At 71.4% G+C, this 21523-nt stretch carries 21 protein-coding genes and 1 pseudogene; 5 read left to right on the plus strand and 17 right to left on the minus strand.

Annotation, left to right across the window (positions count from 1 at the left end; translation table 11 throughout):
• Positions 1-185: 185 nt before the first annotated feature.
• The 4 genes from SACTE_RS05170 (at position 186) to SACTE_RS05185 (ending at position 4080) form a co-directional block, all read left to right on the plus strand.
• On the plus strand, positions 186-1757 hold the full coding sequence (locus tag SACTE_RS05170; protein ID WP_202434253.1) for a molybdopterin-dependent oxidoreductase: 1572 nt from the start codon (positions 186-188) through the stop codon (positions 1755-1757).
• An 88-nt stretch (positions 1758-1845) separates the two neighbouring features.
• Positions 1846-2493: a fasciclin domain-containing protein gene (locus tag SACTE_RS05175; protein WP_014044972.1), complete on the plus strand. Its 648-nt coding sequence runs from the start codon at positions 1846-1848 to the stop codon at positions 2491-2493.
• Between the two features lie 29 nt (positions 2494-2522).
• Positions 2523-3533, plus strand: coding sequence for an ADP-ribosylglycohydrolase family protein (locus SACTE_RS05180; protein ID WP_014044973.1), 1011 nt, complete (start codon positions 2523-2525; stop codon positions 3531-3533).
• A gap of 103 nt (positions 3534-3636) precedes the next feature.
• Positions 3637-4080: an SPW repeat protein gene (locus tag SACTE_RS05185; protein WP_014044974.1), complete on the plus strand. Its 444-nt coding sequence runs from the start codon at positions 3637-3639 to the stop codon at positions 4078-4080.
• Between the two features lie 105 nt (positions 4081-4185).
• Here SACTE_RS05185 and SACTE_RS05190 read toward each other — a convergent pair whose 3' ends face one another.
• From SACTE_RS05190 to SACTE_RS05245, 12 genes are all read right to left on the minus strand, one after another.
• Complete coding sequence (locus SACTE_RS05190) at positions 4186-7017, minus strand: DEAD/DEAH box helicase (protein WP_014044975.1); 2832 nt, start codon at positions 7015-7017, stop codon at positions 4186-4188.
• 51 nt (positions 7018-7068) lie between these two features.
• A complete protein-coding gene (locus SACTE_RS05195; RefSeq protein WP_014044976.1) occupies positions 7069-7959 on the minus strand; it encodes a diacylglycerol kinase in 891 nt (296 codons plus the stop codon).
• 18 nt (positions 7960-7977) lie between these two features.
• Entirely contained in the window at positions 7978-8937 is a 960-nt protein-coding gene (tatC, locus tag SACTE_RS05200; RefSeq protein ID WP_014044977.1) for a twin-arginine translocase subunit TatC, read from the minus strand.
• Positions 8938-8986: 49 nt separating this feature from the next.
• Positions 8987-9280: a Sec-independent protein translocase subunit TatA gene (gene tatA / locus SACTE_RS05205; RefSeq protein WP_014044978.1), complete on the minus strand. Its 294-nt coding sequence runs from the start codon at positions 9278-9280 to the stop codon at positions 8987-8989.
• A 215-nt stretch (positions 9281-9495) separates the two neighbouring features.
• Entirely contained in the window at positions 9496-9693 is a 198-nt protein-coding gene (locus SACTE_RS05210; RefSeq protein WP_014044979.1) for a hypothetical protein, read from the minus strand.
• A gap of 36 nt (positions 9694-9729) precedes the next feature.
• Positions 9730-10005, minus strand: a complete 276-nt coding sequence (locus tag SACTE_RS05215; RefSeq protein WP_014044980.1) for a hypothetical protein — start codon at positions 10003-10005, stop codon at positions 9730-9732.
• Between the two features lie 37 nt (positions 10006-10042).
• On the minus strand, positions 10043-10999 hold the full coding sequence (locus tag SACTE_RS05220) for a WYL domain-containing protein (protein WP_014044981.1): 957 nt from the start codon (positions 10997-10999) through the stop codon (positions 10043-10045).
• Positions 11000-11014: 15 nt separating this feature from the next.
• The gene (locus tag SACTE_RS05225) at positions 11015-11968 is read right to left on the minus strand and encodes a WYL domain-containing protein (protein WP_014044982.1); all 954 of its coding nucleotides are present in this window, start codon (positions 11966-11968) and stop codon (positions 11015-11017) included.
• 114 nt (positions 11969-12082) lie between these two features.
• On the minus strand, positions 12083-12457 hold the full coding sequence (locus tag SACTE_RS05230; RefSeq protein WP_014044983.1) for an FKBP-type peptidyl-prolyl cis-trans isomerase: 375 nt from the start codon (positions 12455-12457) through the stop codon (positions 12083-12085).
• Between the two features lie 43 nt (positions 12458-12500).
• Positions 12501-13439, minus strand: coding sequence for an FKBP-type peptidyl-prolyl cis-trans isomerase (locus tag SACTE_RS05235; protein WP_014044984.1), 939 nt, complete (start codon positions 13437-13439; stop codon positions 12501-12503).
• A gap of 131 nt (positions 13440-13570) precedes the next feature.
• Positions 13571-14932, minus strand: coding sequence for a Pup--protein ligase (gene pafA / locus SACTE_RS05240; RefSeq protein WP_014044985.1), 1362 nt, complete (start codon positions 14930-14932; stop codon positions 13571-13573).
• A gap of 9 nt (positions 14933-14941) precedes the next feature.
• Positions 14942-16201 carry an MFS transporter gene (locus SACTE_RS05245; protein ID WP_014044986.1) on the minus strand — a complete coding sequence of 420 codons (1260 nt, stop codon included), beginning with the start codon at positions 16199-16201 and terminating at the stop codon, positions 14942-14944.
• Positions 16202-16329: 128 nt separating this feature from the next.
• Here SACTE_RS05245 and SACTE_RS05250 point away from each other — a divergent pair, with 128 nt between their 5' ends.
• A complete protein-coding gene (locus SACTE_RS05250) occupies positions 16330-17355 on the plus strand; it encodes a LacI family DNA-binding transcriptional regulator (protein WP_014044987.1) in 1026 nt (341 codons plus the stop codon).
• Positions 17356-17454: 99 nt separating this feature from the next.
• Here SACTE_RS05250 and prcA read toward each other — a convergent pair whose 3' ends face one another.
• The 5 genes and pseudogenes from prcA to dop form a co-directional block, all read right to left on the minus strand.
• Positions 17455-18318, minus strand: a complete 864-nt coding sequence (gene prcA / locus SACTE_RS05255) for a proteasome subunit alpha (RefSeq protein ID WP_014044988.1) — start codon at positions 18316-18318, stop codon at positions 17455-17457.
• Positions 18319-18373: 55 nt separating this feature from the next.
• The gene (prcB, locus tag SACTE_RS05260) at positions 18374-19219 is read right to left on the minus strand and encodes a proteasome subunit beta (protein WP_026359261.1); all 846 of its coding nucleotides are present in this window, start codon (positions 19217-19219) and stop codon (positions 18374-18376) included.
• A pseudogene (locus SACTE_RS34870) lies at positions 19171-19345 on the minus strand (endonuclease domain-containing protein); the annotation flags it as partial. The gene prcB and the pseudogene SACTE_RS34870, both read right to left, overlap by 49 nt.
• A gap of 117 nt (positions 19346-19462) precedes the next feature.
• Positions 19463-19681, minus strand: a complete 219-nt coding sequence (locus SACTE_RS05265) for a ubiquitin-like protein Pup (RefSeq protein WP_014044990.1) — start codon at positions 19679-19681, stop codon at positions 19463-19465.
• 129 nt (positions 19682-19810) lie between these two features.
• Positions 19811-21322, minus strand: coding sequence for a depupylase/deamidase Dop (dop, locus tag SACTE_RS05270; RefSeq protein WP_014044991.1), 1512 nt, complete (start codon positions 21320-21322; stop codon positions 19811-19813).
• Positions 21323-21523 lie beyond the last annotated feature (201 nt).

Below are 21523 nucleotides of genomic sequence, written 5' to 3' on the forward strand. Positions count from 1 at the left end.
GCCAGGGGCCCCGGCGGATTGGCCGATGATCGGACTTCCCTCGATCGGGTGAACGACCAATCCGCCGAGGGGCCCCGCGCCGAAGACCCGGTGTGAGCACAGACCGATACGTTTCGCAGGAGCAGGAGGCCGCGCCGTCCGGGTCCTCCCGCCGGACGCGTGCCGCGTTCGCCGCGCTCGGCGGTCTGATCGCCGCCTTCGCCGCCCTGTGCGTGGCCGAGCTCGTCGCCGCGGCCGTGCGTCCCGAGGCCGGTCCGGTCACGGCGGTGGGCGGGGCGGTCATCGACCGCACGCCCCCGGCCGTCAAGGACTTCGCCGTACGCAACTTCGGCACGAGCGACAAGCTGGTTCTGCAGCTCGGGATCCTCGTCCTGCTGGCGGTCTTCGCCGTGACGGTGGGACTCCTGACGCTGCGCCACCGGGCCGCGGGCGCCGCGGCCGTCCTGCTCTTCGGTGCCGCCGGGGCGGCCGCGGCGGCGGGACGTCCCGAGGGCCGGGCCCTCGACGCGCTGCCGTCGGCCGTGGGCGCCCTCGTGGCCGCAGGCCTGCTGTACACGCTGGCCGGCCGGCTCACCCCGTACGCCGCCCCGTCTCCCGCGGCTGGGGAGACGGAGAGCGGTGCCCCCGCGCCCGCCTGCGGCCAGGCGGGCGCCGGGGAGCAGGGCGCCTTCGACCGCCGCGGGTTCGTGCTCGCGGCGACCGCCGCGGCGGCGGCCTCGGCCGGTGCCGGGATCCTGGGCCGTCGGCTCCAGGCGTCCCAGCTGGCCGGGGTCTCCGCCTCGCGCGGCGCGATCACGCTCCCGGCGCCGTCCTCGCCCGCCGCCCCGCTCCCCGGGGGAGCGGATCTGGGGATCCGGGGCGTCGGCCCCTTCACCACCCCGAACAAGGAGTTCTACCGGGTGGACACCGCCCTGGTCGTCCCCCGGGTCGACGCGGGCTCCTGGCGGCTGCGGATCCACGGAAAGGGAGTGACGCGACCCGTCACCCTCGGCTTCCAGGACCTGCTGGACCGGGAACTCGTCGAACGCGACATCACCCTCACCTGCGTCTCCAACGAGGTGGGCGGCCCGTACGTCGGCAACGCCCGCTGGATCGGCGTGCGCCTGGCCGACCTGCTGCGCGAGGCGGGGGTGAGGCCCCCGTCGCGGGGCGGGCCCGCCGACCAGATCGTGGCGCGCTCGGTCGACGGGATGACGATCGGCACCCCGGTCGAGGCGGTCATGGACGGCCGCGACGCCCTGCTCGCGCTCGGGATGAACGGCGAACCCCTGCCGTTCGACCACGGCTTCCCCGTCCGGATGGTCGTCCCGGGGCTCTACGGCTATGTCTCGGCCTGCAAGTGGATCCAGGACATCGAACTCACGACGTTCGACGCCTACGACGCGTACTGGGTGAAGCGCACCTGGGCACGCGAGGCTCCGATCAAGACCGAGTCGCGCATCGACACCCCCCGCCCCTTCGCCTCACCGGGCGCGGGCACCGTCCCCGTGGCCGGGGTCGCCTGGGCCCAGCACCGGGGGATCGCCCGGGTCGAGGTCCGGGTGGACGGCGGACCCTGGCACACCGCACGCCTGGGGGCGGAGGCCGGGCACGACACCTGGCGCCAGTGGGTGTGGGAGTGGCCCGCCACCCGCGGCCACCACACCTTGGAGGTCCGCGCGACGGACCGTACAGGCGCCACCCAGACCGACGAGCGGGTCGGCACCGTCCCCGACGGCGCGACCGGATGGCACTCGGTGGTGGTCGACGTGACCTGACCCCGGCCCGCCCCCCTCGTTCCTTTCCGAAGCCCTTTCCGAAGTCCTTTCCGAACCGCATGACCGATCACCACTTCAGGAGAACACCATGAACACCCGTCACTTCCGTCGCATCGCCCTCGCCGTGTCCGCCGCCGCCGTGCTCCCGTTGGCCCTCACCGCCTGCTCCGGCGACAGCGACACCTCCACGTCCGGCTCCGACGCCAGCTCGGCGAAGGCCAGTTCCTCCAGTGCGCCGGCCGAGGAGACCATGCCGATGGACCAGCCGTTCGGTCCGGCCTGTTCGACCGTGCCGAAGGACGGCGCGGGCTCCTTCGACGGCATGGCGAAGGACCCGGTCGCGACGGCGGCGTCCCACAATCCGGCCCTGTCCACGCTGGTCACGGCCGTCAAGCAGGCCGGCCTCGTCGACACGCTGAACAACGCCCAGGACATCACGGTGTTCGCCCCGACCAACGACGCCTTCGCCAAGATCCCGAAGGCCGACCTGGACAAGCTGCTCGCCGACAAGGCGCAGCTCACCAAGGTGCTCACCTCGCACGTGGTGGGCCAGAAGCTGACGCCGAAGCAGCTGGAGAAGGGCTCCTTCGACACCCTGGCCAAGACGAAGCTCACGACGTCGGGTTCGGACATGACGTACACCGTGAACGACTCGGCGAAGGTGGTCTGCGGCAACGTCCAGACCGCCAACGCGACCGTGTACATCATCGACACCGTGCTCATGCCGATGAACTGACCCCGTCGCGGGGTCCGTAGGATGCCCGGATGAGTCCTCGGGCCCCCCGACACCGCGCCCCCGTCCCGCCCGTGCGGGGGGACGGGGGCCGCCGTGACCGGGTGCGGGGTGCCGTGGTCGGCTCGGCGGCCGGTGACGCGCTGGGCGCCCCCTTCGAGTTCGGGCCGCCCGGTGTCTTCTCCGCCCGGTTCCCGGACGGCGTGGGGACGCTGTGCGGGGGCGGCGGCTGGGACCCTGGCGAGGCGACGGACGACACGCAGATGGCGGTCCTGGTCGGGGAGTCGCTGGTCGAGTGCGGTGGGCTCGAACTGCCCGACGTCTTCGCCCGTTTCAGGCGGTGGGCGGCGGGCGATCCGAAGGACATCGGGCTGCAGACCGAGGACGTCCTGACGAGCGGGGAGCCGTGGGACCTGGCGGCCGCCCTGCACTTCCAGGTCAACGCACGCGCGGCCGGAAACGGTTCGCTGATGCGGGCCTCCACCTCCGCGGTGTACTTCGCACGCCGGGGCCGGGCGGCGACCATGGCCGCCGCCCGCCGTATCGCCGCACTGACCCACGGTGACCGGGCCGCGTGGGAGGGCACGGCCGTGCTCCACGAGCTGGTCCGCGTGGCCCTGGGCGGAGCCGATCCGCTCGCGGCGGTAGAGGCGGCGCTGGCCGAGGTCCACCCGGACCACCGGGCCCGGTGGGCGGCCGTACTCGCGCCCGGCTGGCACCCGGACGACGCGACCGAGTTCAACGGCGCGGTCTGGCCGTGTCTGGGCACCGCCCTCTGGGCGCTCCGCACCACCACCGGTTTCGAAGGCGCCTTGGCCGCGGCCGTCGACGTGGGCGGCGACACCGACACGGTGGCCGCGGTCACCGGGACGCTGGCGGGCGCGGTCCACGGCCTCGGCGCCGTCCCGGAACGCTGGACGCGGATCCTGCATGTGCCGCTGCCCGGCCACGGGGGCCGTGTGCTGCGGACGGCCGATCTCGTGGCACTGGCCGACCGGCTCGACGGAAGCGCGGAAATCCCTGTCCCAGATACCTGCACATAAGGGACAAATAAGGGCACACTGGTGAGAGAGTGCAAGGGCCGCACGGAGGTTGCGCGGTCGCCCTTCCACCGTAGGAAGGAGACGGAGTCCAGAGACGGAGTCCATGAGTAACGTCTCACACCGGAGTGACATATCGAGTCACCCCGACGCCCCGGAGATGCGGGAACGTCATGACCGCGTGATGCGCGGCGGCGGCCGGAGCACCGCCCTCGCGGACGCACCGGTTTTCCTGGCCGGTCTGTACGCCGCCGTGTCGCCCTGGGTGCTTCACTTCACGGCGAACCAGCCGTCGCTGGTGGTCCACAACGTCGTGATCGGTCTCGCCATCGCGGTCCTGGCACTCTGCTTCACGGCCATGCCGGAACGGATGACCGGGATGAGCCTGGCCATCTGCGCGCTGGGCGCCTGGCTGATCGCGTCGACCTGGATCGTGGGCCAGAGCCCCGACATGGGTGTGGTCCTCAGCAATGTGATCGTCGGAGGTCTGACGGTCGTACTGGGGGCCGTCTGTGCGGGGGTGGCCGTGATGAACAAGCGGAGGACGTAGGAGAACCCGCCCCGGCCCACCGCCCCGAGGCGGAGGACCGCGAACAGACGTGGCCGAAGGCCGGACAGCTCCGGGCCCTCGGCCACTTCCACGTCCGCCCGGGCCTCAGCCCAGCGAGCTGTACGCCACCACGCCCCGCAGCACCGCGTCGACCGCCTTGTGCGCGTTCTTCGCCACCGTGGAGCCGCCTTCGCGCGGCGCGGCCGCCGCGATCTGGCCGAGCACGTCGATGACCTGCTTGCACCACCGGACGAAGTCGCCGGCGGGCATCTCCGCCTCGCGCAGCACCTCGTCCAGCGTCCGGCCGGAGGCCCACATGTAGACGGCCCAGGCGAAGCCGAGGTCGGGCTCGCGCTGGCCGACCCCCTCCGTCTGGCTGATCTTGAAGTCCTCCTCCAGGGCGTCGAGCCTGCCCCAGATACGGACCATCTCGCCCATCGCCACCTTCGCCGGCCCGGAGGGCAGCTTGGGCGCGACCGCGTCGTCGGCCTGCCGGGCCTCGTAGACCAGCGCCGAGACGCACGCGGCCAGCTCCGCCGGGTTCAGGCCCTCCCAGACCCCGTCGCGCAGGCACTCGCTCGCCAGCAGGTCGAGCTCCCCGTACAGACGCGCCAGCCGTCGGCCGTTGCCGGTGACCTCGTCGCCCCGAAGGTAGTCGAGCTCGGTCAGGAGCGCCACGATCCGGTCGAAGGTGCGGGCGATGGTGTTCGTCCGGCCCTCGATGCGCTTCTCCAGCTGACGGGTGTCCCGCTGGAGCCGGTGGTACCGCTCGGCCCATCGCGCGTGGTCCTCGCGCTCGTCGCACCCGTGGCAGGGGTGCGCCCGCAGCTCCGTGCGCAGCCGGGCGATCTCCCGGTCGTCGGCCGCCGCGGAGCGCTGCTTGCGGTGCCGGCCCGGATCGATGTGCCCCGCCTTGCTCCGCAGCGCGGAGGCCAGGTCGCGGCGCGACTGGGGGGAGCGCGGGTTGAACGACTTGGGCACCCGCATCCGCTCCAGCGCCTCGACCGGCACCGGGAAGTCGATCTGGGCCAGCCGCTTGACCTGCCGCTCGGCGGTCAGCACCAGCGGGCGCGGTCCGTCGTGGTACTCGACACCGCGGTGGCCGTTGGTCCGTCCCGCCGGCAGGCCCGGGTCGAGGACGAGGGCGAGCCCGGCGAACTTGCCGGTCGGGACGTGGATGACGTCTCCCGGCTTGAGCTTCTCCAGGGACGACGCGGCGGCCACCCGCCGCTGGGCCGCTCCCTGCTTGGCCAGCTCCGTCTCGCGGTCCTTGAGGTCGCGGCGCAGCCGCGCGTACTCCTCGAAGTCCCCGAGGTGGCAGGTCATGCCCTCCCGGTAGCCCTCCAGGCCCTCCTCGTTGCGCTGGACCTGGCGGGAGATCCCGACCACGGACCGGTCGGCCTGGAACTGCGCGAAGGAGGTCTCCAGCAGCTCACGCGACCGGTGCCGCCCGAACTGGTGGACGAGGTTGACGGCCATGTTGTACGAGGGCCGGAAGCTGGACCGCAGCGGATAGGTACGGGTGCCCGCCAGACCGGCGAGCCCGGTCGGGTCCATGCCCCGCTGCCACAGGACGACCGCGTGGCCCTCGACGTCGATGCCCCGGCGCCCGGCCCGGCCGGTCAGCTGGGTGTACTCGCCGGGGGTGATGTCGGCGTGCTGCTCGCCGTTCCACTTGACGAGCTTCTCCAGCACCACGGAGCGTGCGGGCATGTTGATGCCGAGCGCCAGCGTCTCGGTGGCGAAGACGGCCTTGACCAGGCCCCGCACGAACAGTTCCTCGACGACCTCCTTGAAGGTCGGCAGCATGCCCGCGTGGTGGGCGGCGATCCCCCGCTCCAGCCCCTCGAGCCACTCGTAGTAGCCGAGGACGTGGAGGTCCTCGCCGGGGATGGACGCGGTCCGCTCCTCGACGATCTCCCGCACCAGCCGGCGCTTGTCCTCGTCGTTGAGCCGCAGACCGGCCGCCAGGCACTGCTGGACGGCAGCCTCGCAGGCGGCCCTGCTGAAGATGAAGGTGATGGCCGGGAGCAGCCCCTCGGCGTCGAGCCGGTCGATGACCTCGGGCCGCGACGGCGTCCAGATCCGGCTCCGCGCGCGCCGCTCGCGCTCGCGGTCCGCCTCGCGGACCATCTTGCCGCGGCGGCGCTCACGCGGGTTGTAGCCGCGCTGGTTCTCCATCCGGGCGAGCCGCACGAGGTCGGGGTTGACCTCACGGCGGCCGGTGCCCCGGCCGCCGTGGTCGGTCTCCTCCTCGAAGAGGTCGTACATCCGGCGCCCGGCCATGACGTGCTGCCACAGCGGCACCGGGCGGTGCTCGGAGACGATCACCTGGGTGTCGCCGCGCACCGTGTCCAGCCAGTCACCGAACTCCTCGGCGTTGGAGACGGTCGCGGAGAGGGAGACCAGGGTCACCGACGCCGGCAGGTGGATGATCACTTCCTCCCACACGGCCCCGCGGAAGCGGTCGGAGAGGTAGTGCACCTCGTCCATCACCACGTACCCCAGGCCGACGAGCGCCTGGGACCCGGCGTACAGCATGTTGCGCAGCACCTCGGTGGTCATGACGACCACGGGCGCGTCCGCGTTGACGCTGTTGTCTCCGGTCAGCAGGCCGACCTTGTCCGCACCGTACCGCCGGGCCAGGTCGGCGAACTTCTGGTTGGACAGCGCCTTGATGGGCGTGGTGTAGAAGCACTTGCGGCCCTGCTCCAGGGCCAGGTGCACGGCGAACTCGCCGACGATCGTCTTGCCCGACCCGGTGGGGGCGGCGACCAGCACGCCCTTGCCCGCCTCCAGCGCCTTGCACGCCTCGATCTGGAACGGGTCCAGCGGGAAGTCGTACAGGTCGCGGAAGGGGCCGAGAGCCGTGGCCGCTTCGGCCGCACGGACCCGGGACGCCTGGTATCGCTCAGCTGGTGAGAGGTCCTCTGTCATCTTGCGTACGAGCCTACCCGCCGGGTACGACAGTCAGCCCGGTCTTATTTTTCACCCCGCCAGGACGCGGACGGCACCGGGCACGCAGGTGGCGGTGAGCGGCAGGGCGCCCAGCGGCTCGCCGTCGGCGTAGGCGGTGACCCCGGCCGCCGCCAGTTCGATCGAGGAGACCCGGTGCACGCTCACCACGGGGTGGTTGAGGTGCGTCCCCTTGTAGACCCGGGGGAAGACCTTGAGCAGGGTGGTGCGGCTGCACGCGCCGACCACGGTCACGTCGAAGAGTCCGTCGTCCATGACGGCGTCCGCACAGATCCGCATGCCGCCGCCGTACGCGGTGCCGTTGCCCACCGCGATCAGCGTGGCCTCGATCTCCCGGACCGGGCCGCCGTCCAGCCGGACCCGGTACGGGACGGGACGGAAGGCCGCCAGCTCGGCCAGGATCGCCAGGTCGTACTTGAACCGGCCGCCGACCCGGCGCATCCGGTTGCCCCGGTCGTTGACCCGGGAGTCGAACCCGGAGGCGAGGACGGAGCCGAACCAGCGCTCCCCGACCCGGCCGAGGTCGATCGCACGGGCCGTGCCCGCCTTGAGCGCGTCGGCGGCCAGCCGTCCCGCCGCGGCCGGGTCGCGAACGGGCAGCCCGAGGGCGCGGGCGAAGTCGTTGCCGGTCCCCACGGCGACGGCCCCGAGCGGGGTCGAGGTGCCGGCGACCGCCTGGAGGGCGAGGGACATCATGCCGTCCCCGCCCACGGCTATCAGGGCGCCGGTCCCGCCGGCCACCGCGTCCTTGGCCCGCCGCAGGGCGTCGTCGGCGTCCTCGCCGAGCACCGTACGCACGGAGAATCCGGCGTCCCGCAACGCGGAAGCGGCCGGCTGCGCGGCACGCGCGCCCCGGCCGCTTCCCGCGGTGGGATTGACGAAAAGGGTGATCTCGCTGGTCACCAGCGGGACCTTACAAGGTCAGGTGATGTCGTCGTAACCGTTGAGCCGGTGCGACCGCCCGCCGTCCGCGTCGCCGCCCGCCTGCTCGGGCAGGGCCGCCCGCGCGCCGCCGCCCACCGGGCCGATGGGCTCGGGGGTGAGGTCCAGCTCGGACGCCTCGTCGTCGTCGAGTCCGGCGTCGGGGTTGTTGCGGCGCCGGCGCTTGTCGTTGAGCAGGGAGAAGCCGACGGCGATGAAGTAGAGCACCGCGAGCGGCCCGGCCAGCAGGATCATCGACAGCGGGTCGCCACCCGGGGTCGCGATCGCCCCGAAGGCGGTGAGCCCGACGATCATCCCGCGCCACCAGCGCAGCATGCGCGCACCGCTGAGGACGCCCGTGATGTTCAGCAGTATCAGCAGCAGCGGCAGTTCGAAGGCCAGCCCGAAAACGATCACCATGCGGGTGATCAGGTCCAGGAAGTCGTCGAGCGGCAGCAGGTTCTTCACGTTCTCGGGCGTGAAGCCGAGCATGATCTCGGCGGTCTGCGGCAGGATCGCGTACGCCAGGTAGGCGCCCGCCACGAAGAGCGGGACGCCGGCGGCCACGAAGGCCATCGAGTAGCGCTTCTCCTGCTTGTGCAGACCGGGGGCGACGAACGCCCACAGCTGGTACAGCCACACCGGGGTGGCCACCAGCACACCCGTCATGAGCGAGACCTTCAGCGCGATGGTGAAGGGGGACAGCAGACCGTTGGTGGTCATCTCCGCGCACGGCCGGCCGTTGATCATGGTCACGGCACCGTTCTTGCAGCCCACCGAGGACAGGATCGGGTCCATCAGGAACTCGAAGATGTCCCGGTAGACGAAGGCTGCCGCGATGACGGCGACCACGATGGCCAGGACCGACTTCAGCAGCCGGTTGCGCAGCTCACGCAGGTGATCGAGGAGGGGCATCCGCCCTTCGTCGTCCTTCTCCTGCTTGCGGGCAGACTTGAGCAACCCACTTCCCTCGTCTCGTGCGGCAGCCGTCGGTGGTGCGGGTCAGCTGTCAGCTCTGGGTGGTGGGCTTGGGCTCGCTGACCGGGCGGGAACTCGTGACGTCCCCGGGCGCGGCCTGGATCGTGCGCGCGGAGGCGGCCGGCGGCGCGGTGTCCGCGACGGTCTCCGTGGTGGGCGCCGCGGGCTCCGCGTCGTCCTTCTTCATGGCCTTGGCCTCGCTCTTGAGGATGCGGGCCGACTTGCCGAGCGAACGCGCCATGTCAGGAAGCTTCTTGGCACCGAAGAGAAGCAGGATGACAGCGATGATCAGAACGATCTCGAGGGGCTTCAGATTGCCGATCATGTGCGACTTCCTTCTCACTGAGGCGACTGGAGGGTGGGCTCGCTACCCGTACGGCCGGACATACGTCCGACCCTCGCGCTGGCAGCGATCGTAACCCGCAGGGGTAAACGCCGGGCAATGCCTGTGCGTACTCCCGCTCGCGGCCCGCACCTCCCTGCCTGGGCCACTCCAGCAGCGTACCCTCCGGCACCGCGAATCTGGAGGCCCCGCCCCCGCTATCGCAGGGCCTCACCGGTGTCGGCGAGGGTGGTGGCCGCCCGTTCGAGGTCCTCGGCCGCCCGGTTGATCCGCTGTGTGGTCTCGGCGACCTGTCTGCCGAGCCGTTGCGCCTCGACGAAGACCTTGACGGCCAGGACGCCGAGCACGGCCAGACCGAGAAATCCCAGAGCGATGGCGAGCATGGGCCAGAACATGGACGGAGCCTCGAAGTTCTCTCGTTGCCGTGCGGGTCACCGCGCGGCGGTGTGCAGACGCAGGGTCCGCACCCCGCCGCCGGTGAGGAGTTCCACGATGCGCTCCCCGGCCGGCTTGCGGACGGCCGAGCCGCACTCGGGACAGGTGAAGGAGTAGAAGGTCGTACGGCGGCTGGCGCCTATCGCCAGCCTGAGGGCCTCCGCGCCGAGCTCGAACCGGGCGCGGCAGCCCGGGCAGGCAGCCCTGAACTGTACGGCGGCGGGCACCGGGACGGTGACCGGTCCGGAGTGGGTGCGCGGCGGTGCGGTCATGTGAGGTCTGTCTCCTGTGTACACCGGTGGCCGCCGCTCAGAGCGCGCCGTCGTAGGCGGCCAGCGCCTCACGGGCCGCCTGCCGGGCGCTCTCGGCCAGCTCCTCGGGGGCGGTGATGCGCCCCTCGCCGCCGAGCCGGAGGGCGAGCCGCCGCAGCGAGGCGGGGTCGGGGGTGCGCAGGGTGATCCGCATGCCGCCGTCGGGCAGCTCCTCCGCGCTGTCGTGCGGGTAGTACTCCGCGACCCACCGGCCGCCGGGGCCGACCTCGATCACGACCTCCGGGTCCTCGGCCGCCGGCTGCACCAGCCCCTCGGACAAGTCGCGCAGTTCGAGCTCGGGCGGGGCGGACGGGGCGTCCAGCAGCCGGATCTCGGCGACCCGGTCCAGCCGGAAGGTGCGCCGGGCCTCGCTGAGACGGCACCACCCCTCCATGTAGGTGTGGCCGACGGCGAACAGCCGGATCGGGTCCACCTCGCGCTCGGTGAGTTCGTCGCGGGCGGGCGAGTAGTAGCGCAGCCAGAGCCGACGGCGCTCGGAGATGGCCCGGTCGACGTCGGCGAAGACCCCGCCCTCGGACTCGAAGGTGACCGAGAGCCGCGAGCTCGCGGCCCCCACCTCACCGGCCGCCGTCTCCAGCTTCGCGGTCGCCCGCACCAGTGCTGCCCGGTCGCTCTCGCGCAGGCCCGGCAGGGTGGCCACCGCCCGGGCCGCGACGAGCAGCGCGGTCGCCTCGTCGGCGGCCAGCCGCAGCGGCTCGGCGACGTCGTCCGGGTTGTGCCACCAGATCCGGTCGCCGTCGGTGTCGATGTCGAGCAGGTCACCGCCGCGGAAGCTGGTCCCGCACATCGGCAGGACGTCGAGGTCGGAGATCAGCTCGTCCTCGGTGATCCCGAAGGCCCGGGCCACGTCCTGGACGTGCGCGCCGGGACGCTCCCGCAGATAGGTCACCAGGGAGAGCATCCGCCTGGTCTGGTCGATCGCGTTCGTGGCCACGAGTACGGGTCCCCCTCAGTCCTTGGCCACGGCGCGCAGCCGGTCCACCACGTCGGCCCGCAGGTCGGCGGGCTCGCTGACGACGACGTCCGGCCCGAATTCGACGAGCCAGGCGTCCAGTCCGTGTCCGTACGGGATCTCCAGCTCCTCCCAGCCGTCACCGAGCTCCCGCACCGAGGTCGCCCGGGCGCGCAGCGGGTAGCCGGCGCCGGTGCGCAGTCTGATCCTGGCGGTCCGGGTGGCGGTCTCCCCCGCCCAGCTCTCCACCGTCTCGCGGACGGTCACCACGTCGGGCACCGGCGCGGTGAACGCCCCGGCACGGGAGCGGACCCGGCCGGAGATCCTGGACAGCCGGAAGACCCGCTCGGCGCCCCGCTCACGGTCCCAGCCGGCCAGGTACCAGTGGCCGCGCCAGCACTCCAGCGTCCAGGGTTCGACCTGGCGCTGCTCGGGGCGGGCGGCGTTGGCCTTGCGGTAGTCGAAGGTGACGGGACGGCGGTCACGGCAGGCGAGCATCAGCGGTTCGAAGGCGGCTTCGTGGACCGGGATCCGGGGCTCCAGGGCGCTGTGCACCTCGTAGGCGTCCTCGGCCTCCGGCATCCCGGCGGCCCGCAGCTTCTGCAGGGCGCCGCTGGCCGCCCCGGCGAGCCGGGCCTGCTGCCAGACCTTCGCGGCCAGTCCGAGGGCGGCGGCCTCCTCGGCGTCCAGGGTGATGGGGGGCAGCCGGTTGCTGTCGCGGCGGGCGAGGTAGCCCGTGTCGCCGTCCAGGTTCTCCACGGTCTCGATGACCAGGCCGAGTTCGCGCAGATCGTCCTTGTCGCGCTCGAACATCCGGTTGAAGGAGTCGTCGGACCCCGCCTCCAGGTAGGCCTCGATGGACCCGCGGAGCTCACGCTTGCTCAGCGGGCGCCGGGTACCCAGCAGGCACAGCGCCAGGTTCATCAGCCGTTCGGCCTTGGCGATCGCCATCGACGCCCTTTCTGTACGTGCGCTACGACGCTCGACCGTACCGCCCCGGGGTGTCCGGACCAAAGCGAGGGCCCGCGCCTTGCGGCACGGGCCCTCGCTGCTGTCACCCTGCGGTCAGACGGCGACCAGGTCGCAGACGAAGATCAGCGTCTCGCCCGGGGCGATACGGCCGCCACCGGCGCCGCGGTCGCCGTACGCGAGGTGCGCGGGGATGGTCAGCTGGCGACGGCCGCCGACCTTCATGCCCTGCACGCCCTGGTCCCAGCCCGCGATGACCTGTCCGGCCCCGAGCTGGAACTGCAGCGGGGTGCCGCGGTTCCACGAGGCGTCGAACTCCTCGCCGGTGGAGAAGGCCACGCCGACGTAGTGCACGGAGACGGTCTGGCCCTTCTCGGCCACCGGTCCGTCGCCTTCCCAGATGTCCTTGATCTCCAGGTCGGCCGGCGGCTCGCCACCCGGGAAGTCGATCTCGGGCTTCTCGATGCTCACTGACTTGCTCCTCTTACTGATGTACTGGGCAACCGGGACAGTCTTACATCTTCGCGAGGATGTCCACGGCGAAGACGAGGGTGGAGTTCGCGGGGATGCCCTGCTGCTCCTGGTCGGCGAATCCCTGGTCCGGCGGGACGACGAGCAGCACCCGGCTGCCGACCGTCTTGCCGATCAGGCCGTCCTTGAGTCCCTTGAGGGTGACCTGGGCCAGCGGGAAGGTCTGGGTCTTGCCCGTCTGGTAGGTGCTGTCGAACGTCTTTCCGTCCTTCCACACCAGGGCCACGTAGTTCACGACGACGCTGTCGGTCTCCTTGACGACGTCGCCCTTGGCCTCCAGCACGTAGTCGGAGACGAGCTTCTTCGGCGGGTCGACCTTGGGGATCTTCACCGAGGGGGCCTTGCCGTCGGTGTTCGTACCGACCTTGGGCAGGTCGATGTTGTCCTGGGCGACCGCGGTGCCCTTGGCGGAGGCGGGGATCTGGGTCGCCTTCAGGATGTCGACGACGAAGACCAGGGTGGCGTCGGGCTTGATGTCCTCGCCCTGGCCCTGCTTGCCGTAGCCGAGGTCCGGCGGGATGACCAGCTCGACGCGGCTGCCGACCTTCTGGCCGACGAGGCCCTTGTCCCAGCCCTGGATGACCATGCCCGCGCCGAGCGTCAGGTCGAAGGGCTGCTTCCGGTCGAAGCTGTTGTCGAACGGCTTGGTGGAGTCCCAGGCCTGCCCCAGGTAGTTCACCTGGATCGCGTCGCCGTTCTTGAGCTTCGCGCCGTCGCCCTCGCTGACGACCTCGGTCTTCAGTTCCTTGGGTGGATCGCCCTCGCCCTTCGCCAGGGTGGGCTTCTCGCCGAACTTCTCGCCCGCGGTGATCGCGGGCGCTCCGTTCGTGGACGAGGCGGAGTCGGAGGCCTTGTCGTCGCCGCATGCCACCGCGGACAGCAGCAGTAGGGGGACGACGAGAAGGCCGGCAAGTCGGCGCACTGGTTCCTCAGATCTCAGACGGCACGTATAGGGGATCCGGGCCACTCTAGGCCGTAGCACGAGCGAAGGGCCCCGTACGGAGAACGTACGGGGCCCGATCACGTCACGGCCGTGGGGTTCGGCCCGGACCGCTACATGCCGGCGATGAGCTTCTCCACCCGGTCGTCGACCGAGCGGAACGGGTCCTTGCACAACACGGTGCGCTGCGCCTGGTCGTTGAGCTTGAGGTGGACCCAGTCGACGGTGAAGTCCCGGCGCTGCTCCTGGGCCCGCCGGATGAAGTCGCCGCGCAGCCGGGCCCGGGTCGTCTGCGGGGGCACCGACTTGCCCTCGAAGATCTTCAGGTCGTTGCAGATGCGGGCGGCCTGGCCCTTGCGCTCCAGCAGGTAGTAGAGCCCGCGGCGCCGGTGGATGTCGTGGTAGGCGAGGTCTATCTGCGCGACCCGCGGGTTCGACATGGTCATGTTGTGCTTGGCCCGGTACCGCTCGATGAGCTTGTACTTCATGACCCAGTCGATCTCGGTGCCGATCCGGTCGAGGTCCTCCGCCTCGATGGCGTCCAGCGTGCGGCCCCAGAGCTCCAGGACCTTCTCGACGGTGCCGGTGCGGATGCCCCGGCGTTCGACGAAGTCGACCGCCTTCTCGTAGTACTCGCGCTGGACCTCTATGGCCGAGGCCTCCCGGCCGCTGGCGAGGCGCACCTTGCGGCGGCCGGTGGTGTCGTGGCTGACCTCGCGGATCGCCCGGATCGGGTTCTCCAGGGTCAGGTCACGCATCACGGTGCCGGCCTCGATCATGCGGAGCACCAGGTCGGTGGCGCCGACCTTGAGCAGCATGGTCGTCTCGGACATGTTGGAGTCGCCGACGATGACGTGCAGCCGGCGGTAGCGCTCCGCGTCGGCGTGCGGCTCGTCCCTGGTGTTGATGATCGGCCGGGAGCGCGTCGTCGCGGAACTGACGCCCTCCCAGATGTGCTCGGCACGCTGGCTCACGCAGTAGACGGCTCCGCGCGGCGTCTGGAGCACCTTGCCGGCACCGCAGATGAGCTGCCTGGTGACGAGGAACGGAATGAGGATGTCCGCGAGCCGGGAGAATTCTCCGTGCCGGGCGACGAGGTAGTTCTCGTGGCACCCGTAGGAGTTTCCCGCCGAGTCGGTGTTGTTCTTGAAGAGATAGACGTCGCCCGCGATTCCCTCCTCGTGCAGGCGGCGTTCGGCGTCGACGAGCAGGCCCTCGAGAATGCGCTCGCCGGCCTTGTCGTGCGTGACCAGTTCGGTCACGTTGTCGCATTCGGGGGTTGCGTATTCCGGATGCGATCCCACGTCGAGGTACAGGCGGGCGCCGTTCCGCAGGAAGACATTGCTGCTGCGGCCCCATGACACAACACGGCGGAAGAGGTAGCGCGCCACTTCGTCAGGTGACAGTCGGCGCTGTCCCCTGAACGTGCACGTGACGCCGTACTCGTTCTCCAGCCCGAAAATGCGGCGGTCCATGACTGAACATTACGCCTTATGGCCTGAGCTGAAACCGGGTTCGGCAGCACCGTTGCGATCATTTTCCGATCCGGCCACGACCTCGGGGGTGCGGCCGGGAGCTGCGAGGACCTTCCCGGTGGCGAGCAGCACCAGCAGCGCGGCCGCTCCACCGGCCCCGGCGACGGCGAACCCCTGGGCCGTACCGCCGAGCTGGACGGCCGGGCCGGCGACGGCCGTTCCGGCCGCGGCGCCCACGCCGAAGGTCGTCACGAGCCAGGAGAACGCCTCGGTGACCGTGCCCCGCGGCGCGTGCCGGTCCACCACGATGAAGGAGCAGGCGATGGCCGGAGCCAGGAACACCCCGGCGAGCGCGGCCAGCGCGGTCATGGCGGCCACACCGGGCGTCAGCGTCAACGGCAGGTAGCACAGGGCGAGCAGGGCGACGATGCCCCGCAGCCGGCGCTCGGGCGCTCCGGCCCACTGCCGGGCCCCGTACAGCGCGCCGCCGATCAGCGCACCGAGCCCGAGCGCGGCCATCAGCCAGCCGTACACCGACTCCCGGCCGTGGTCGTCCGCGTAGGCCACGCCGGCCACCGTGATCGAGCCGAGCGCGAGTCCGACGAAGAAGAACACGCCCAGCAGGGCCAGGAGTCCGGGTGAGCGCAGCGCGCCCAGCCAGTGCGCCTCACGGGGGGCGGAGCGCCAGGCGCGGGAGGGCTCGCTGAGCACCACCCAGAGCGCGCCGAGGACCCCGAGGGCGTTGATGACCAGGAGCGCCGCCACCGGCGACCAGAGCGACACCAGGACGGTGACGAGGAGCGGGCCGACGGTGAACATCACCTCCTGGGCCACCGCGTCCATCGCGTAGGCCCGGTGCACCCGGTCCTCGCGGCCGAGCACGCTCGGCCACAGGGCGCGCAGGCCGCCTTCCAGCGGCGGGGTGAAGAGACCGGCGACGATCACCGCCGCACAGGCGAGCGGGAGCGTGCCGAGGCCCGCGACCGCCAGGACGGCCATGCCGAGCGCGGAGACGACGGCGGCGGGCAGCTGCACGCGCGGCTGGCCGTACAGGTCCACGGCCCGCCCCAGCAGCGGCTGCCCGACGGCCGTGGCCAGTCCGTACGCGGCGGCCAGCGCCCCGGCCAGGGTGTAGCTGCCGCCCTCGGCCCGGGTGAACAGGACGATCGCGATCGGGGCGGTGCCGTTGGGCAGCCGCCCCACCAGGGTCCCGGCCAGCAGTCTGGCCGCGTGCCGCGCCCGGAGGATGTCCAGATAGCCCGCGGCCATGCCCGCCCCTCTCCCCCGGTCTGCCTCGCACCCGGGGTTTTACGTATAACTTCGGAGTCCATACGTACCATGTGCGCAGCCCGTGGGTCCATCCCGCGGCATCTGTCCGGTTCCAGCAGGAGGCACCAGTGAGCAGCGCGCGGCGGCCCGCCACGTCCCGGCCCACCAGCCGCGACGTGGCCCGGGACGCGGGGGTCTCGCAGGCCACGGTGTCGCTGGTGCTCGGCGGCAAGTGGCGCGGCCGGGTGTCCGAGACCACCGCCGGGCGGGTCCGGGACAGCGTTCGGGAGCTGGGCTACCGGCCGAATCTCGCCGCACGCAGTCTCCGCCTGGGCGACACCCGTACGGCTCTGCTCGTCGTCCCGGCGCTCACCAACGAGTTCTTCGCCCGGGTGTACACGGGCGCGGCCGCCGTCGCCGCGGAGCACGACTTCGGTGTGGTGCTCTATCCGTCGCCCGACGGCACCGGCCCGGCCCGGGACCCGTTCGCCTCCTCCCGGACGGCGCTGGACGGGGTGATCGCCTCCTCCATGGCCGCCGACGCGCTCGGGGCACTGCGGGACGCGGGGCTGCCCCTGGTGATGCTGGACAGCGATCCCGGGGACGCCGGAGCGGCGGCGTGGGTGAACCTCGACATCGCCGACGGCATGCGGCAGGTGACGGAGCATCTGCTGGGCCTGGGCCACCGCCGCTTCGTCCACCTCGCCTCCGCGGTGGACACCTGGACCTTCACGGTGCGGGCCCGCGCCTTCCACGAGGCGCTGCGGGCCGCCCCGGACGCCACCGCCCGGACGGTGACCGCCGCCCTGGACGTACGGGCCGGGACACAGGCCGCCGAAGCGGTCCTGGCCGGGCCGGGGCCGGGGCCGACGGCGATCGTCTGCGACGACGACATCCTGGCCGCGGGAGCCTGCAAGGCGGTACGGCGGCGCGGGCTGCGGGTGCCCGACGACATCTCCGTGACCGGCTTCGACGACCTGGCCCTCGCCACGGCGGTGGAGCCCGAGCTCACCACGGTGCGGCTGCCGGCCGAGCAGGTCGGCCGGCACGGCATGGAGGCGCTGCTCGCGGTGCTGGACGGCCGCCCGGCCGCCCAGGGCGACCTGCCGGTCCGTCTGGTGCCCCGCGGCTCGACGGCGGCCGCCCGGTCCTGACGGCACGGCGCCCTCCTCCGAGGGAGCGGTACGACGGCGCCCCCGGCCGCCCTACAGGGCTGCCGGGGGCGTCCGACGCTCGGTCGCCTCGCGGGAGGGCTACTCCTTCGCGGACCCCTCCGTGCCTTCGGTGTCTTCCTCGCCGGTCTTCCCGGCACCGCTGTCACCGGTGCTCTCCGGCCCGGTGCCGCCCGCGTCCACCACGGGCGGGACGTCGGTGTCCTCGGTGTCGGACGGGGCGTCGGTCGGGGTCGCCCCCGCGCCGTCCGCGTCGAGCAGCCGGGTCAGCTGCCGTCCGACGATCCGCTTGAACTTGCGCTGCTGCGGCCGGGTCCGGTCCAGGACCGCGACCTCCAGCCGCTCGGCGGGGATCTCCCGCTCGTTGCCGTTGGCCTCGCGCGAGAGTGCCTGCACGGCCAGCTTCAGCGCCTCCGCGAGTGACATCCCGTCACGGTGGCGCTGGTCGAGGAACTGGCTGATCTGCTCCGCGTTGCCGCCGACCGCGACCGAGCCGTGCTCGTCCACGATGGAACCGTCGTGCGGCAGCCGGTAGATCTGGTCGCCCTCGGGCCCGGCGCCCACCTCGGCGACCACCAGCTCCACCTCGTACGGCTTCTCGGCCGCGCTGGAGAAGATGGTGCCCAGCGTCTGCGCGTAGACGTTGGCGAGCCCACGGGCCGTCACGTCGTCGCGGTCGTAGGTGTACCCCCGCAGGTCCGCGTAACGGACGCCGCCGATGCGGAGGTTCTCGTACTCGTTGTACTTGCCGGCGGCCGCGAAGCCGATCCGGTCGTAGATCTCGCTGAACTTGTGCAGCGCACGGGACGGGTTCTCGCCAACGAACACAATGCCGTCGGCGTACTGCAGCACGACCAGGCTGCGACCACGGGCGATGCCCTTCCGGGCGTATTCCGCCCGGTCGGCCATGGCCTGCTGGGGTGAGACATAGAACGGCGTCGACACCGGCTATCCGTCCCTTTCTGTCAGTGACGAGTGCATCGGAGAAGCGTCGGGACGGTCAGAGCAGGGCGGCACGCGGGCCGTCGGGCTCCTGGAGCCGCCGCTCCACGACCGAGCGCGCGACCGCGGAGGACTCCGTGTCGGTCAGCTTCCGGAAGCCCTCGTCGGTGATGACGGTGACGATCGGGAAGAGCCGACGGGCCAGGTCGGGACCGCCGGTCGCCGAGTCGTCGTCCGCCGCGTCGTACAGCGCCTGCACCACGAGGGTGAGCGCCTGCTCCTCGGTCAGGTCGTCGCGGTAGAGCTTCTTCATCGAGCCCCGCGCGAAGAGGGAGCCGGAGCCGGTGGCCGCGTACCCCTGCTCCTCGGACCGGCCGCCGGTGACGTCGTAGGAGAAGATGCGGCCCTTCTCCCGGTCGACGTCGAAGCCCGCGAAGAGCGGGACGACGGCCAGGCCCTGCATGGCCATCGAGAGGTTGCCGCGGATCATCGTGGACAGGCGGTTGGCCTTGCCCTCCAGGGAGAGCGTGGTGCCCTCGACCTTCTCGAAGTGCTCCAGCTCCAGCTGGAACAGCTTGACCATCTCGATGGCGAGTCCGGCCGTGCCGGCGATGCCCACCGCCGAGTACTCGTCGGCCGGGAAGACCTTCTGCATGTCGCGCTGGGCGATCATGTTCCCCATGGTGGCGCGCCGGTCACCGGCGAGCACCACCCCGCCGGGGAACGTGGCCGCCACGATCGTGGTGCCGTGCGGCGCCTCGAACGCGCCCTGTACGGGCGGGAGACTGCGGTTGCCCGGCAGGATCTCGGGCGAGTGGTCGGTCAGGAAGTCCATGAACGAGGACGAACCCGGCGTCAGGAACGCAGCTGGTAGACGCCCGGTGCTACGAGTGTTGGCTTCCACGCGTTTCCCTCCAGGTATGCGATGGCCCTGCGCAAGGTGTCAGGATCATCCCCCAACTTGCCGATGGCCGAATTGCAGTTGAAGCACTACGCCACGGACCCTACCCGTCTGTCGACGGTGATCAACACGATCCCGGTGCAGAAGCGCTTCCGCGGGATGCCGGTACGGGTACGGGCACCCCGCGGAAGCGTCGGCCGACGGTGCGGGCCGGCCGACGGGCCCGGCGGACCGGGGATCCGGCCGCTACTCGCCGCCCTTCTGTACGAACGAGCGCACGAAGTCCTCGGCGTTCGACTCGAGGACGTCGTCGATCTCGTCGAGGACGTCGTCGACGTCGTCGCTCAGCTTCTCCTGCCGCTCCTTGAGGTCCTCGGACGCCTGCGCGTCCTGCACCTGCTCCTCGGTCTCCTCAGTGGAGCGCGTCGCCTTCTGCTGTCCGCCGCCGGTGTCCTTGGTCGCCATGTAGCTCACCCCGCTCGGTTCGAAGCATTCGAAGCTCTTGATCAGACCCTACCCACGGGGTCCGACATCGGCCCGGTACTTTTCTCAACGTCTCCAGGTCATCTGATTGATTCCCCTTCGGCGCGCCTTTCAGCCCCCCGTGAGCGTGCGGACCAGCTCTTCCGCGGTGCGGCAGCGGTCCAGGAGGTCCTTGACGTGTTCGCGCGTACCGCGCAGGGGCTCCATCGTGGGCACCCGTTGCAGTGAGTCGCGGTCGGGCAGGTCGAAGATGACCGAGTCCCAGGAGGCCGCGGCGACGTCGTCCGCGTACTGCTCCAGGCAGCGGCCCCGGAAGTAGGCCCGGGTGTCCTCGGGCGGCTTCGTACGGGCGCGCTCGACGTCGCTCTCGTCGAGCAGTCGCTTCATCCGCCCCCGGGCCGCCAGACGGTTGTACAGCCCCTTGTCGGGGCGCACGTCGGCGTACTGGAGGTCGACCAGGTGCAGGCGCGGGGCGTCCCAGTCCAGGCCGTCACGGCGCCGGTAGCCCTCCATGAGCTCCCGCTTGGCCACCCAGTCCAGCTCGCCCGCGAGGCTCATCGGGTCGCTCTCCAGGCGGTTCAGGGTGTCCTCCCAGCGGGCCAGGACGTCCTTGGTCTGCTCGTCGGCGTCCGCGCCGTACCGTTCCTCGACGTATTTGCGGCCCAGCTCGTAGTACTCCATCTGGAGTTGTACGGCCGTGAGTGTCCGGCCGCTGCGGAGCGTGACCAGCTGCCTGAGGCTCGGGTCGTGCGAGACCTGGTGCAGGGTGCGTACCGGCTGGTCGACGGCGAGGTCGACGTTGATGAAGCCGTCCTCGATCATCGCGAGGACCAGCGAGGTGGTGCCGAGCTTGAGGTAGGTCGAGATCTCGGAGAGGTTCGCGTCGCCGATGATCACATGCAGCCTGCGGTACTTCTCGGCGTCGGAGTGCGGTTCGTCGCGGGTGTTGATGATGGGGCGCTTGAGCGTGGTCTCGAGGCCGACCTCCACCTCGAAGTAGTCCGCGCGCTGGCTCAGCTGGAAGCCGTGCTCATGGCCGTCCTGGCCGATCCCGACGCGGCCGGCGCCGGTGACCACCTGGCGCGAGACGAAGAAGGGCGTCAGATGGCGCACGATGTCCGAGAACGGGGTCTCGCGCTTCATCAGGTAGTTCTCGTGCGTCCCGTAGGAGGCGCCCTTGTTGTCGGTGTTGTTCTTGTAGAGGTGGATCGGCTGGGCCCCGGGGATCGCGGCGGCCCGTTCGGCCGCCTCCGCCATCACCCGCTCACCGGCCTTGTCCCAGAGCACCGCGTCCAGCGGGTTGGTGATCTCCGGCGAGCTGTACTCCGGGTGCGCGTGGTCGACGTACAGCCGTGCGCCGTTGGTCAGGATGACGTTGGCGAGGCCGATGTCCTCGTCGGTCAGCTGACTGGAGTCGGCGGTCTCGCGGGCGAGGTCGAAGCCTCGCGCGTCGCGCAGCGGATTCTCCTCCTCGAAGTCCCAGCGGGCGCGGCGCGCCCGGTGCATCGCCGCCGCGTAGGCGTTGACGATCTGGGACGAGGTGAGCATGGCATTGGCGTTGGGTTGACCGGGGACGGAGATCCCGTACTCCGTCTCGATGCCCATTACTCGCCGTACGGTCATGCGGCCCTCCTTGCCCGGCGGCGCTCCCGTCCGGGAGCGGCGCTCAAGTACCGCTGCTGGTCCCCGCGCGTGCGGTGCCCGTCCCCGCAGGCGCGAAATCGGCGGTACGGCAGAGCCTAGAGCGCCTCCGCGCCGGTGGGGAGATCAATTACGTCATTGTTCGGGTGGGACCGGGGCTTCCGGGAAAACGGCCGGCTGCGG

It is taken from the genome of Streptomyces sp. SirexAA-E (assembly GCF_000177195.2).
In the GTDB taxonomy this organism is placed as follows: Bacteria; Actinomycetota; Actinomycetes; order Streptomycetales; family Streptomycetaceae; genus Streptomyces; species Streptomyces flavovirens.

Coding starts and splice junctions, on each gene's coding strand:
- pafA (WP_014044985.1), bottom strand. CDS start 14,932: ATGGACCGCCGCATTTTCGGGCTGGAGAACGAGTACGGCGTCACGTGC.
- SACTE_RS05185 (WP_014044974.1), top strand. CDS start 3,637: ATGAGTAACGTCTCACACCGGAGTGACATATCGAGTCACCCCGACGCC.
- SACTE_RS05225 (WP_014044982.1), bottom strand. CDS start 11,968: ATGGCGATCGCCAAGGCCGAACGGCTGATGAACCTGGCGCTGTGCCTG.
- SACTE_RS05190 (WP_014044975.1), bottom strand. CDS start 7,017: ATGACAGAGGACCTCTCACCAGCTGAGCGATACCAGGCGTCCCGGGTC.
- SACTE_RS05175 (WP_014044972.1), top strand. CDS start 1,846: ATGAACACCCGTCACTTCCGTCGCATCGCCCTCGCCGTGTCCGCCGCC.
- tatA (WP_014044978.1), bottom strand. CDS start 9,280: ATGATCGGCAATCTGAAGCCCCTCGAGATCGTTCTGATCATCGCTGTC.
- SACTE_RS05215 (WP_014044980.1), bottom strand. CDS start 10,005: ATGACCGCACCGCCGCGCACCCACTCCGGACCGGTCACCGTCCCGGTG.
- SACTE_RS05210 (WP_014044979.1), bottom strand. CDS start 9,693: ATGTTCTGGCCCATGCTCGCCATCGCTCTGGGATTTCTCGGTCTGGCC.
- SACTE_RS05245 (WP_014044986.1), bottom strand. CDS start 16,201: ATGGCCGCGGGCTATCTGGACATCCTCCGGGCGCGGCACGCGGCCAGA.
- SACTE_RS05180 (WP_014044973.1), top strand. CDS start 2,523: ATGAGTCCTCGGGCCCCCCGACACCGCGCCCCCGTCCCGCCCGTGCGG.
- dop (WP_014044991.1), bottom strand. CDS start 21,322: ATGACCGTACGGCGAGTAATGGGCATCGAGACGGAGTACGGGATCTCC.
- SACTE_RS05265 (WP_014044990.1), bottom strand. CDS start 19,681: ATGGCGACCAAGGACACCGGCGGCGGACAGCAGAAGGCGACGCGCTCC.